9 protein-coding genes are annotated in these 12,916 nt (G+C 62.6%); 7 read left to right on the top strand and 2 right to left on the bottom strand.

The window, feature by feature from the left end:
• The first annotated feature begins 1 nt into the window (after position 1).
• The 7 genes from Q0J85_RS07595 (at position 2) to Q0J85_RS07565 (ending at position 9,602) form a co-directional block, all read left to right on the top strand.
• Positions 2–3,367 (top strand): ABC transporter substrate-binding protein, encoded by a 3,366-nt coding sequence (locus tag Q0J85_RS07595; RefSeq protein ID WP_294479897.1) that lies wholly within the window; start codon positions 2–4, stop codon positions 3,365–3,367.
• Positions 3,364–4,506 (top strand): ABC transporter permease, encoded by a 1,143-nt coding sequence (locus Q0J85_RS07590; RefSeq protein WP_294479896.1) that lies wholly within the window; start codon positions 3,364–3,366, stop codon positions 4,504–4,506. Before Q0J85_RS07595 ends, Q0J85_RS07590 begins: the two co-directional genes overlap by 4 nt.
• 10 nt (positions 4,507–4,516) lie before the next feature.
• On the top strand, positions 4,517–5,554 hold the full coding sequence (locus Q0J85_RS07585; RefSeq protein ID WP_294479894.1) for an ABC transporter ATP-binding protein: 1,038 nt from the start codon (positions 4,517–4,519) through the stop codon (positions 5,552–5,554).
• Complete coding sequence (locus Q0J85_RS07580; protein WP_294479889.1) at positions 5,551–6,579, top strand: ABC transporter ATP-binding protein; 1,029 nt, start codon at positions 5,551–5,553, stop codon at positions 6,577–6,579. The genes Q0J85_RS07585 and Q0J85_RS07580 overlap by 4 nt, the downstream gene beginning before the upstream one ends.
• Positions 6,580–6,676: 97 nt before the next feature.
• Positions 6,677–7,942: a glutamine-hydrolyzing GMP synthase gene (gene guaA, locus Q0J85_RS07575; protein WP_294479887.1), complete on the top strand. Its 1,266-nt coding sequence runs from the start codon at positions 6,677–6,679 to the stop codon at positions 7,940–7,942.
• A 143-nt stretch (positions 7,943–8,085) separates the two neighbouring features.
• Positions 8,086–8,805, top strand: coding sequence for a FadR/GntR family transcriptional regulator (locus tag Q0J85_RS07570; RefSeq protein WP_294479883.1), 720 nt, complete (start codon positions 8,086–8,088; stop codon positions 8,803–8,805).
• Positions 8,799–9,602, top strand: coding sequence for an aldolase/citrate lyase family protein (locus Q0J85_RS07565; RefSeq protein ID WP_294479881.1), 804 nt, complete (start codon positions 8,799–8,801; stop codon positions 9,600–9,602). Before Q0J85_RS07570 ends, Q0J85_RS07565 begins: the two co-directional genes overlap by 7 nt.
• A gap of 13 nt (positions 9,603–9,615) precedes the next feature.
• Here the strand turns inward: Q0J85_RS07565 and Q0J85_RS07560 are convergent, their stop codons facing one another.
• Positions 9,616–11,223 carry a trehalase family glycosidase gene (locus tag Q0J85_RS07560; RefSeq protein WP_294479879.1) on the bottom strand — a complete coding sequence of 536 codons (1,608 nt, stop codon included), beginning with the start codon at positions 11,221–11,223 and terminating at the stop codon, positions 9,616–9,618.
• A gap of 140 nt (positions 11,224–11,363) precedes the next feature.
• On the bottom strand, positions 11,364–12,809 hold the full coding sequence (gene pepD, locus Q0J85_RS07555; RefSeq protein WP_294479878.1) for a beta-Ala-His dipeptidase: 1,446 nt from the start codon (positions 12,807–12,809) through the stop codon (positions 11,364–11,366).
• Between the last annotated feature and the right edge of the window lie 107 nt (positions 12,810–12,916).

The raw sequence follows: 12,916 nt of genomic DNA, 5'->3' as shown, positions 1-12,916 counted from the left end.
TATGAGAGAAAAGAAGATCATCCGGCCCGTCCCGAAGTGGAAACTCCTGCTCGGAGTCGCCGCGGCGCTGGCTGTGCTTTACGGAGTGACGCTCTTCTTCTCCTTTCTCGTGACGCCCGATACGTCTCCGGAAAGTCTCGAACGGCACGATCCCACGGAAATCGCCGCCGCCGAGCGCGCGCGGCGTCTGCCGGAAAATCTCGACGGAGTCGAACGCCGCGTCGCGCAGGAGATTCCGGAGAGCGAACGCCGGAGCGCGGCCGAATTCCACCGCATTTCCCCCGACGCAACCGCTGCCGGGATCGAGCAGCAGATCCGCGCCGGGAAACTGCCGGCCTGGTATCCGCGCGGACAGAGCCCCATTCTCGATGAAGTCGATCTGCCGTCCGTGGCCGAACGGACCGGTCCGGAACCGGTCGTGATGCGCGGCGCCGGCGGCGTCGGCAACTACGGCGGAGTCTGGGTGCAGTTCGTCCCGGGATCCGGTTCGGACACGATGGCCGCGACCAACCGGATCTTCTATGACCGGCTCTTCCGCTTCGGCCCGGCCGGCTACCCGATCGTGCCGCACATTGCCAAAGGGTATGAGGAGAAAGAGGGCGGCCGGGTCTGGGAGATCGAGCTGCGCGACATCCGCTGGAGCGACGGCGAGCCGTTCACCGCCGACGACGTGCTCTACTTCTGGAACGACATGATGCTCTCGAAATCCCTCGGCGGCGGCCGGGTCTACAAACACTTCACCGTCGGCGGCAAACCCGCGACGCTCGAAAAACTCGGAACACACAAGGTGCGCTGGACGTTCCCGGAGCCGCGCGCGGATTTTCTCGAAACGCTCGCGACGCAGACGGTGTTCGCCCCGCGCCATTATCTCAGGAAGTACCATCCCGATCACGGCGACCCGGCGTTTCTCGCGGCCGAGATGAAGAAGTACAACATGCCGAACGCGCGATCGCTTTACAGTTTCATGCAGAACATGAATCCGGCACTGCCGACGCTGTCGCCCTGGGTGCTGCGCCGTTACACGACCATGTCGCCGGTCTCATTCGTGCGGAATCCCTACTATTTCGCGGTGGACGAACAGGGCAATCAACTTCCGTACATCGACCGTCTGCAGATCGATTTCGTCGATGCGCAGATGCTGCCGCTGGCGGTGTCGAGCGGCCGCGCGGACATGCAGTTCCGCTACATCCGCTTTGAAAACTACACGGAATTCATGGAGCGCTCGAAAGCGAACGGATTCCGGGTGAACTGCTGGATTCCCGGCACCCGCAGCGAATGGCTGATCTACCCGAATGTGAACCGCGCAGTGACTCCGGACGACGGACAGTCCGGATTCAAGGCGGAGCTCTTTTCGGACCGGGAGTTCCGCCAGGCTCTGTCGGTCGCGCTCGACCGGAAACAGGTGATCGAGGCGTTTTATTCCGGACTGGCCGAACCGTATCAGGTCGATCCGGGTCCCTACTCCGAATATCCCTCGGAGAAACTGCGGAATGCGTTCACGCAGTTCGATCCGGACGAGGCGAACCGCAAACTCGACGCGGTCTGGCGGCGGCTCGGTCTCGACCCGACGCTGCGCAGGGACGGATACCGCTGCGACCCGCAGGGGAAACCGCTCACGTTCTATATGATCTTCACGGATTTCACCGGGATCGGTCCGGCGCAGTTTGTGGCCGACGACTGGGCGCGGGTCGGAATCCGCTGCCTCTACCAGCAGTGTTCGCGGCCGCTGCTGACGGTGCGGAAGTCGTCGCGCAACTTCGACTTCTACATCTGGTCGAGCGAATCGGAGATCGTTCCGCTGCTCTCGCCGCGCAGTTTCGTTGCGACCACGAACGAGTCCGCGTATGCGATCGGATGGGGCAACTGGTTTTCACTGAACGGGATGTACGGAGCGAAAGAGGCGGAGAATCCCGGCAGTATCCCGGTTCCGCCGACGAGTCCGATGCACCGCGCAATCGAGTGCTATGAACAGGCGATCCGCACGACGGATCCGGCACGACGGAAAGAACTCATGCGCGAAATCACCGACATCGCGGCCGAAAACATCTGGACGATCAATCTCGCTTCCGCGCCGCCGAAACTCGTGGTCGTCTCGAACAACATGCTCGGCGTACCCGAAAAAGCGGTCGAGGGATACTGTTTCCTGACCCCGGGCAACACCGCCCCGGAGACCTATTTCTTCCGCGAACCGTCGCACGTGGCCGACGCCGACACGTTCCTGCAGCTCACGGAACCCGACGAGATTCCTCCGGTCTCGGGGGTGCCGGTTTCGGCAGTCGGGCGTCTCATGCAGCTCTTCGGGCTGGCGATCGCGGGACTTGCGGTCGTGCTGCTGATCCTGAAACACCCGTTCGTGCTGCGGCGTCTGGTCATTATGATTCCGACGCTGCTGGTGATCTCGGTCTGCGTTTTCACGATCATCCAGCTGCCGCCGGGGGATTACCTCAGCAACCGGATCATGCAGCTTGAGGAGTCCGGCGCGTCACCGGAACAGATCGCCACTCAGATCGACGACCTGCGCGCGCTCTTCCACTTCGACGATCCGGCCTGGAAACGGTACTGCCGCTGGATGGGATTCCACTACTTTCTCACGTTCGATCCGAAAGACAAGGGGCTGCTCCAGGGGGAGATGGGTTACTCGATGGAGACCTCCAAAAGCGTGAACACGATGGTCGGGGACCGGATTCTGCTGACGGTGCTCATCTCGCTCGGGACGGTGCTGCTGACCTGGAGTCTCGCGCTGCCGATCGGGATCTATTCGGCCTGCCGGCAATATTCGGCGGGGGATTACATCATCTCCGTACTCGGATTTCTCGGGATGTGCATTCCGGGGTTTCTGCTGGCACTGATTCTGATGGCGCTGACGGGGATCTCGGGGCTCTTTTCGCCGGAGTACGCGATCCAGCCGGAATGGAGCTGGGGCAAGGTCGCGGATCTCTGCTGCCACATCTGGGTGCCGATCGTCGTGGTCGGGATCTCCGGCACGGCCGGGATGATCCGGGTCATGCGAGCGAACCTGCTCGACGAACTGCGCAAACCGTATGTCACCACCGCCCGCGCGAAAGGAGTGCGGCCGCTGAAACTGCTCTTCAAATATCCGGTCCGGATCGCGCTCAATCCGTTCATCTCCGGAATCGGGACGCTCTTTCCGGCGCTGGTTTCGGGCAGTTCGATCGTAGCGATCGTGATGAGCCTGCCGACGGTCGGGCCGCTGATGCTCACGGCGCTTTTCAGCCAGGATATGAACATGGCCGGTTCCATGCTGATGGTCTTGAGCCTGCTCGGCGTATTCGGGACGCTCGTGAGCGACCTGCTGCTGATGATGGTCGATCCGCGCATCCGGCTTGAGGGAGGGAAAACCAGATGACGTTCCGACTCTTTGCGCGCCGTCCGGCGCTGACCTACGATATGCTGAATCAGCGGCAGCTCACGCTGCTGAAGTTCCGCAAACACAAGCTCGCGGTTGCGGCGGGTTTCCTGCTGGCGGGGCTCTACGTCATGGCGATTTTTTCGCCGTTCTTCGCGCCTTACGGCAAATACGAGCGGAATCTCGACTACATCTACTGCCCGCCGCAGAAGCTCGGGTTCAACTGGGAGAAAGGGCTTTACGCCAGAGGACTCAAGCGCGCCGTCGACCCGGTCACGCTGAACAGCCGGTACGTCGACGCGCCGGAGAACGACGCCCCGCTGGGGTTCTTCGTGAAAGGGAAACCGTACCGGCTCTGGGGGATCATCCCGTCGGAACGTCACTTTTTCGGAGTCGATCCGGAGCGGATTCCCGATTTCCGGCCCGGCGATGAGGCGCGTTACGTCTATTTTCTGGCCGGAGCGGACAAGTTCGGCTGCGACATCTGGAGCCGGATCGTCCAGGGGTCGACGATCTCGCTCTCGGTCGGGCTGGTCGGCGTGTTTCTCTCGTTCCTCTTCGGCGTGGTGATCGGCGGGATTTCGGGGTACTGCGGCGGAGCGGTCGATACGGCGATCCAGCGCGTGATCGAGATCATCAACTCGTTCCCGCAGCTGCCGATGTGGCTCGCGCTCGCTGCGGCGGTTCCGTCGGACTGGGGACCGCTGGAGACCTACTTCGCGATCACCGTGACATTGAGTCTGCTCTCGTGGACGGGACTTGCGCGGGTCGTGCGCGGCAAGATTCTGAGCCTGCGCGAAGAGGATTACGCAGTTGCGGCGCGGCTGCTCGGGGCGAGTCACCCGCGCATTCTCTTCCGCCATCTGCTGCCGGCATTCGCGAGTCACATCATCGTGACGCTGACGCTGACCGTGCCGGGGATGATCCTCGGAGAGACGAGTCTCTCGTTCCTCGGGCTGGGACTGCGCCCGCCGGTTGTGAGCTGGGGGGTCATGCTGCAGGACTGCATGAACGTCAAGGCGGTGATCGATTATCCGTGGCTGCTCGCGCCGGTGCTCATGCTGGTGTTCGCGGTGCTCTGTTTCAACTTCCTCGGGGACGGGCTGCGCGACGCGGCCGACCCCTACGCATCAAAATAGGCGGGACAACATGAATCCGAACGTACTGGAAATCGAAGATCTGCAGGTCAGTTTCTTCTCCGACGAGGGGGAGGCCCGGGCCGTAAACAAAGTGCGCTTCGCAATTCCGCGCGGCAAGGTGCTCGCGCTCGTCGGCGAATCGGGCTGCGGCAAGAGCGTCACAAGCTACTCCGTGCTGCGGCTGATCCGCAAACCCGGGAAGATCACCGGCGGCCGGATTCTGTTTCACAGCGCTGACGGCAGTTCGGTCGATCTCGCCGCTCTGCGGGAGAACGATCCGAAACTCTTCGACATCCGCGGCAACCGGATTTCGATGATCTTTCAGGAGCCGATGACGGCGCTCTCCCCCGTCCACACGATCGGCAACCAGCTCGAAGAGGTGCTTTTCACGCACGGGAAACCGACGAAAGCCGAAGCGAAAGCGCGCGTGATCGAGATGCTCGGGCGGGTCGGAATTCCCGCCCCCGAACGGCGTTACGCACAGTATCCGTTTGAACTTTCCGGCGGCATGCGGCAGCGGATCGTGATCGCCATGGCGATGCTGAGTTCCCCGGAACTGCTGATCGCGGACGAGCCGACCACGGCGCTCGACGTGACGATTCAGGCGCAGGTGCTCGCGCTTATGCAGAGCCTGCAGCGCGAGACCGGCAGCAGCGTGCTGCTCATCACGCACGATCTGGCGGTGGTGGCGCAGGTGGCGGATTTCGTCGCGGTGATGTATCTCGGGCGGATCGTCGAACAGGGCAGCGTGCGCGAGATCATCAAGTCGCCGCGCCATCCGTACACCCGGGGACTGCTCGAGTCGCTGCCGGGGCTGCACGGCCGTCGCGAGCGGCTGCCGTCGATCCGCGGCACGGTTCCGGGACTCTTCGATCTGCCGGAGGGGTGTCCGTTCCATCCGCGCTGCGACTTTGCGGAAAAGGGATTGTGCGATCGCGGAGAACCGCCGCCGGAGCAGACGACTTCCGACGGGCGGCGACTCTGCTGCTTCCGCGCGGAGGAGATGGCGGAACTGCTGAAGAAGAAAGACGGGGCGGAGACGGCATGAACATTTACAACATCAACGACTTCAACGGATCCGCCGCGAATCCGCCGCTGCTGGCGGTCCGGGATCTGTGCAAATACTTCCCGATCCGCAGTCAGGGATTGATCCGGCGGCGGATCGGCGACGTGAAAGCGGTCGACCATGTTTCGTTCGATCTGCGGCGCAACGAGACGCTTGGACTGGTCGGAGAATCGGGGTGCGGAAAATCGACCACCGTGCGGACGATCCTGCGGGCGCTCGACTTCACCTCGGGGCACGCCTACTTCGATCCGGAGGGGGACGGGCGGTACATTGACTTCGGGGAACTTACGGCGCGGGAACTCGTCCCGCTGCGGCGTGCGGCACAGATGATCTTCCAGGATCCGTTCTCGAGTCTGAATCCGCGTATGACGGTCGGCGGGATCGTCGCGGAACCGCTCGTGATCCACGGACTCGCGAGAGGGAAAGCGCTCGAGAAGCGCGTCGATGAAATTCTCGTGAAAGTCGGTCTCCGGCCGGAATACAAGACCCGGTATCCGCACGCATTTTCCGGCGGGCAGCGGCAGCGGATCGGCATCGCGCGGGCGCTCGTGATGAATCCGAAATTCGTGGTGGCGGACGAGGCGGTCTCGGCGCTCGACGTCTCGGTCCAGGCGCAGGTCATCAATCTGCTCGACGACCTGAAGCGGGAGATGGGGCTGTCCTACATTTTCGTCGCGCACGATCTCGGGGTGGTGCGCCACATCTGCGACCGGGTGGCGGTGATGTATGCGGGACGGATTGTCGAACTCGCACCGACGGAGGAGCTGTTCGAGCGTCCGCTTCACCCGTACACGCGGCTGCTGCTCGGGTCGGCGCCGATTCCGGATCCGGACCGCCGGACGCTGCCGCCGAATCCCGGCGAGGTCGCCGATGCGGGGAATCTCCCGGCCGGCTGTGCGTTCGCGCCGCGCTGTCCGCACGCGACGGCGGCCTGCCGCGCGGAGCGCCCCGAACTGCGCCCGGCCGGGACCGATCATCTCTCGGCCTGTCCCCGGATGGGAGAATAATTTCATTTCCCGCAGCGGAAACCGGTCGCGGGGACTTGCCTTTGCGGCGAAGAGGAGCTATATTTCGCCATTGGATCCGCAACGAAAAGGAGACACCATGAAGCAAACCCCAGAAACCATCGTGCTGGTGAATTTCGGATGTGAGGGCATCCAGAAGTTCGCCCGTGCGATCCGTGACCGTCACATCTACACGATGGTCATGCCCTGCACCGTTCCGGCGGAACGGGTGATGGAAGAGAAGCCGGTCGGGCTGATCCTCTGTGCCGACGCCGGCACCCCGGAGCGGCCCGGCGCACGCGAAAAATTTGAGGCGCTGAATCTGCCGATCCTCGACCTCACCTCCGGGGCCGGTGCCAATGACGTCGATGCGGCCGTCGCATTCTGCTGCCAGTGCGGCTGCACCGGCAGCTGGACGATGGAGAAGTTCATCGACGAAGCCGTTGCGGACATCCGTCGCCAGGTCGGCGATGCGAAGGTCGTGCTCGGACTCTCGGGCGGCGTCGACTCCTCGGTCGTCGCGGCGCTGATTCACAAGGCGATCGGCAAACAGCTCACCTGCGTATTCGTGAATCACGGGCTGCTGCGCAAGAACGAGCCGGAACTCGTTCAGGAGGTGTTCGCGCGCAATTTCGACATGAATCTCTGCTACATCGACGCCTCGGACCGCTTTCTCGACAAACTCAAGGGCGTCGGCGATCCGGAGCAGAAACGCAAGATCATCGGCAGGGAGTTCATCGAAGTCTTCGCCGAAGCGGCCGCGAAGATCAACGCCCCGTTCCTCGGACAGGGGACGATCTATCCGGATATTCTTGAGAGCATTCCACTCGACGGGAATCCGAACGGCGTCATCAAGAGCCATCACAACGTCGGCGGACTGCCGAAGAACATGAAGTTCAAACTCGTCGAACCGGTCGAACGGCTCTTCAAGGACGAGGTGCGTCAGGTCGGGCGTCTGCTCGGACTGCCGTCGGAGCTGATCGACCGCCATCCGTTCCCGGGCCCGTCGCTCGGCGTGCGCCACGTCGGCCCGATCGAGCGCAATACGCTGCACATGCTGCGCGAAGCCGACGCGATCGTCACGGAGGAGCTCACCAAGGCCGGATGGTATCACAAGACCTGGCAGACTTTCGCGATCTTCGTTCCGGTCAAGACCGTCGGCATCAAAAACGGGCAGCGCTCCTACGACTATGTGATCGCGATCCGTTCGATCAACAGCGTCGACGCCGTGACCGCGCAGGTCGTCCGTCTGCCGTGGGAACTGCTCGAGACCATGATGGAACGGATCGTCCGTGAAGTCGACGGCGTCAACCGCGTCGTCTACGACATCACCGCGAAACCGCCGGGGACCATCGAGTGGGAATAACTCCCCGCACACACCGGAAAACCGGGAGAGAGCAGCGCGCTTTCTCCCGGTTTTTCGTTTTTTCCGCAAATCCCCCCTTGCAAAACCGGTAATTTGTAGTATTGTACTACAATTAAAGAAAAATGGATTCACAGGAGCGCTCCATGCAAATTGGTTCGGTGAAGAAACAGACCGCCTGCGATGCGGCAGTGGCGATGATCGGGCGGTATATCCGGGAGAACAAACTTGAAGAGGGGATGCGGCTTCCTCCGGAGACGGAGCTGGCCGAACAGCTCGGAGTCAGCCGCAACATTCTGCGCGAAGCGCTGCAGCACTACCGGACACTTGGAATCATCACCTCGGCACCGAAGACTGGGGCGGCGGTCGCCAGGCTGCTGCCGGAGAATCCGTACGGGAATTACCTGCCGTTTCTCGAGTCGGCACAGGAGGCGGTTCTGCCGGAACTCGCGGAACTGCGCTACGCCATCGAGACCGGGGCGGCGCGCTTCATGATCGCGGGTGCGACACCTGAGCGGCTCGCACGCCTCGAGAAGCTTGCGGCGGAACTCGACCGCACGGTGGTGAATGATCGACGCATTGAGCTGGACAGCGAATTTCATGCGGAACTGCTGCGGCTGCCGGGGAACTCGCTCTTCGACGGCCTGATTCCGCTGGTGGTGGATTTCTTCCGGAAACTGCGTCCGGAGCCGCGCACGGAACTCTCGCGGGAACGGGCCGGGCGCGAACACCGGGCGATTCTCGCGACGTTGCGGACCGGAGATGCGGCGAAGCTGCAGCAGCTCCTCGGCAGTCACATTGAACACTATCTGGCCGAAACCAAAACCGCTTTCGACAACCGAAACAAGGGGAAACAATCATGCTGAATCTGACTCGAAGCCGCGTGCTGGACAAACTCCGGAACGGTGAAACCGCCCTCTCGTTCAAAACCAATCTGAGCTGCCCGCGCACGGTGGAAATCGCGGCGCTGGCGGGATTCGACTGCGTCTGGCTCTGCAACGAACACGTTCCGAACGACTGGCTGACGCTCGAACGTCAGGTGCTCGCGGCGCGCGCGGGCGGTGCGGATGTGATGGTCCGGGTCGAGCGCGGCTCGTACAGCGATCTCATCAAACCGTTGGAAATGAATGCCTCCGGGTTGCTGGTCCCGCATGTGATGTCGGCCGATGAGGCACGGCAGATCGTCCGGAACACGCGGTTTCATCCGATCGGCCGGCGACCGGCCGACGGAGGCAACGCCGACGGCTGCTTCACGCTGCTGCCGTTCGCGGAGTATATCCGGTTCGTCAACGAGAACCGTTTCGTCATGATCCAGATCGAGGACCACGAGGCGCTTGCGGAACTCGACGAAATCTGCGCAGTGCCGGGAATCGATGCGATTTTCTTCGGGCCGGCCGACTTCAGCCAGTCGATCGGAGTTCCGGGCGAAATCAACCATCCCGAGGTGAAGCGCGTCCGGAATCTCGTCTCGGAAACCGCCCGGAAGCATGGGAAGTTTGCGGCGACGGTCGGAAACATGGACAACCTCGCAGAACTGATTCAGGCGGGATTCCGCTTCATCAATCTCGGTTCGGACGTGACGACGCTGGCCGCTCACTGCCGCCGCACGATGGCCGAGGCGGCGGAAATTGTCCGCACCTCCGGAACGGCGGCGGAAGAGTAAACCTCTCTCCGCCTCAGCTTCGGCGCGAAAGCTGTGCGACCATATCGATGTAAAGCGTGGCTGACCAGCCGTAATCGAAGAGAACCTGATGGCAGGGACTCTCCTGCGGAGCGCATTTCCCTTTGCGCAGAAGCTGAGGCGGATCGAATTCGCAACGGTCGTCATAGAATTCAAAAAACGTCCCGTACCGCTGGTAAAAATGCTCCTCGACTGCGACGGTCCCGTCCAGCAGCCGACGGGCCTCCTCCGGATATCCGCAGCGCTCAAGTCCGCGGGCGATGAGGTAGTTGATGTTGATCCAGACCGGGCCGCGCCAGAGGTCCCGGGAGTAGGCTTCCGGATTGTCGCGGCTGATCGACGGAACCCGCAGCGGAGTGGCGAACCGGGCCGGATCGTTCAGGTTTGCGACGAGGCGGGCGGCCTGTTCCGGCGAGGGCGCGCCGCAGAGAAGCGGCAGGAATCCAGAGGAAGCGACAATGCCGGTCAACGTTCCGGTATTCACGTCGCGATCCATGTAAATCCCCTGCTCTTCGTTCCAGAGCAGCTGATTCATCCGTTCGTTGAGTTCCGCATGACGCCGTTTCCAGTAATCGGCGCGCTCGCTCATTCCGAGCTGAGCGGCGAACGCCGCCATCGTCTCGCATTCGAGCGAGAGATAGCTGTTGAAATCGGTCGCGTCGAGCTGGACGGCGGAGTCGAAACGGGGGGAGTTATCCATGCCGCTCTCGCCGCTGCGGCAGACCGGATTCGCTTCGATGAACCATTCGACCAGTCCGTTCCCATCGCTGTCGCGATTCGCGAAAATCCATTCGAGATGGCGCTCGATCTTCGGGAAAACCTCGCGCACGAACTCCGGATCGGGCGCCGCCTCCTGAATCATCGCCACCCCGAACGCCAGGATCGGCGGCTGCGTGATCTCGGAGTGGCCCTCCGGCGACATCATATGCGGAATCATTCCGTCGGGAAGCTGCTGCGAGAGCACCGCACGCAGACTCTCACGCGCGATCTCCAAATTGAAGTGGCGCAGCCCGATCGCGTGAAAGACCGAATCCCACAGCCACATGCAGCGGTGCGGCCAGCGGTCCGGCGTGGTCCAGGAATACGGAATCTCCGGACATGGCGAGTTGATCTGCCCTTTCAACTGCGAATACGCTTTCGCCAGCGCCCCCAGCCGCACCGGGTCAGTGACGCCGAAGTCGGGCAGCGGCGCGAACCACGCCCGGCGCGCTGCAAATATTCCATCCAGATCCGCATCGATGAGATCGGGGCGGAAATGGTGTGCCTCTCCAATCAGCGTCCGGCGGCCTTTCCGTAGGGTTTTCAAGGTGTCATCGGCAAGTTCGACGGCGGCCTCGCCCTCGATGAGCAGATGGTGGCAGTCGGGCATGACACCCCGCGTTCCGTCGATCTTGAAACAGTCTGAAGAGAGGAAACAGCGTTCCGGCTCCGGCGGCTGCGGCGATAACTTCAGAACTCCCCTGCCCGGCAGAACGAGATCAAATGCCGCGTCTTTCCGACTCCGCAACACCAGCCCGTTCCGAAAGTCCGTCTCGCCGTCCACTCCGGAATATGCGAAAAGCTGCCCCTCTCCCCAGATATTCAGTCTGCCGTCGATCTCCATGCCCGTCTCCTTGCGATTAAACGAAGTCTCGGTAAATTATACCTCAAAACCCGTCAAATCGCAACTGGTTTTTCCACTGGAAACATCAGGAATCGGACCGAAGATATCGGAAATCGCACCAAATCCGTTCCGGCTCGAGATCACAGGGCGGAAATCAGCGCCCCGAGAAATGAATAGAACCGCTCGACGCTTTCGAGTCCGACCCGCTCGGACGGACTGTGCGGATCGACCACCGTCGGCCCGAACGAAATCATATCGAGCCCCGGGCGCTTCCCCGCGAAAATCCCGCATTCGAGTCCGGCGGGAATGACTTTCACTTTCGCATCGACGCCGAAAAGCTCCCGGTAGAGCGCCGTCGCCGTCCTCAGCAGTTTCGACTCCGGCGCGGGCGTCCAGCCCGGATATTCGCTGTCAACTCTCACCGTCGCACCGACTCCGCGAAAGTGTTTCGCAACCCGTTCCGTAGCCGCCCGCCGCTCCACATCGACCAGACTGCGCTGACTCGTGCGCAGAACCAGCATCCCGTCCCGCTCCAGCACCGCCGCCAGGTTCGTGCTCGTGCGCGGAATCCCGAACCGGGCATCCATCTCGAGTACGCCGTCCGGGCACTCTGCGAGCGCCAGCACGACCCGACGCTGAAACGCATCCGTCCAGACCGTATCCGGGAGCGGAGCATCCGCCAGTTCGATCGCAAACGTCTCCGGCAGAACATACTCCTTTTGCAGCTGTTCAACCAGCACAGCCAGGCGGCTGCGGACGGGCTCGACCTCTTCCGGCTTCAGCACGACGACCGCCTCCGCCTCGCGCGGAATCGCGTTGTCGAGCGAACCGCCGCGCATCGAAGAGACGCGCGCAGCCTCGCCCGCCGCTTTGAGCGCGAGCCCGAGAAAGCGCACCGCATTGCCGCGCCGGTCGGCGATGTTGCAGCCGGAGTGCCCCCCGGCGAGCCCTTTCACCTCGAGGAGCGCCCCCGCGACACCCGGCGGAACCGCTTCGGACTCGATCGGCAGATCCGCTTCGAGCCGCGCGCCGCCCGCGCAGCCGATGAAGAGTTCCCCCTCGTCCTCGGAGTCGAGGTTCAGCAGAAAATCTCCCTTGAGAAACGCCGGATCGAGCGCTACCGCCCCGTTGAGTCCGACCTCCTCGGAAAGCGTGAACACCGCGGCGAGCGGCCCCGACCGGAATCCCTCGTCGGTCAGAAGCGCGAGCGCCGCCGCGACCCCGATGCCGTCATCCGCCCCGAGCGTGGTTCCGGCTGCAGAACGCATCCAGCCGTCCTCGATCACGGTCGGAATCGGGTCGCGCGTGAAATCGAACGCGCTCCCGCGCTCCGCCTGCGGCACCATATCCAGATGCGCCTGCAGAATAACCGCCGGTCTCCCCTCGAATCCGGGAGAGGCCGGGCGGTCGATGCGAAGATTCCCGTACGAATCGCTGCGCACGGCGAGCCCCCGTTCGCGCGCAAACGCCGAAAGCGCTTCCGCCAGTGCCTTTTCGTGTCCCGACGGGTGCGGGATGCTGCAGATGTTTTCAAAAATCCGCCAGAGCGGAGCCGGTTCGGGTAATTCCCTGCGTGTATTCGTCATGGCAAACTCTCCTTGCTTCCATGGTTTGCAGAGAATATACCCCGCATTCCCGCTTTGTGCAACAACAGAAGTTCTCTTTCCCGAAAACCTCCCGCCTCCGCCGGGTC

This window comes from uncultured Victivallis sp., assembly GCA_944389935.1.
Taxonomy (GTDB): Bacteria; Verrucomicrobiota; Lentisphaeria; order Victivallales; family Victivallaceae; genus Victivallis.
The sequence above is the reverse complement of the archived record's forward strand: the minus strand, read 5'-3'. Positions and strand labels throughout refer to the sequence as shown.

Excerpts from the sequence above, each read along its gene's own strand:
- Q0J85_RS07595 (WP_294479897.1), top strand. The coding sequence starts at position 2 with ATGAGAGAAAAGAAGATCATCCGGCCCGTCCCGAAGTGGAAACTCCTG.
- Q0J85_RS07590 (WP_294479896.1), top strand. The coding sequence starts at position 3,364 with ATGACGTTCCGACTCTTTGCGCGCCGTCCGGCGCTGACCTACGATATG.
- Q0J85_RS07585 (WP_294479894.1), top strand. The coding sequence starts at position 4,517 with ATGAATCCGAACGTACTGGAAATCGAAGATCTGCAGGTCAGTTTCTTC.
- Q0J85_RS07580 (WP_294479889.1), top strand. The coding sequence starts at position 5,551 with ATGAACATTTACAACATCAACGACTTCAACGGATCCGCCGCGAATCCG.
- guaA (WP_294479887.1), top strand. The coding sequence starts at position 6,677 with ATGAAGCAAACCCCAGAAACCATCGTGCTGGTGAATTTCGGATGTGAG.
- Q0J85_RS07570 (WP_294479883.1), top strand. The coding sequence starts at position 8,086 with ATGCAAATTGGTTCGGTGAAGAAACAGACCGCCTGCGATGCGGCAGTG.
- Q0J85_RS07565 (WP_294479881.1), top strand. The coding sequence starts at position 8,799 with ATGCTGAATCTGACTCGAAGCCGCGTGCTGGACAAACTCCGGAACGGT.
- Q0J85_RS07560 (WP_294479879.1), bottom strand. The coding sequence starts at position 11,223 with ATGGAGATCGACGGCAGACTGAATATCTGGGGAGAGGGGCAGCTTTTC.
- pepD (WP_294479878.1), bottom strand. The coding sequence starts at position 12,809 with ATGACGAATACACGCAGGGAATTACCCGAACCGGCTCCGCTCTGGCGG.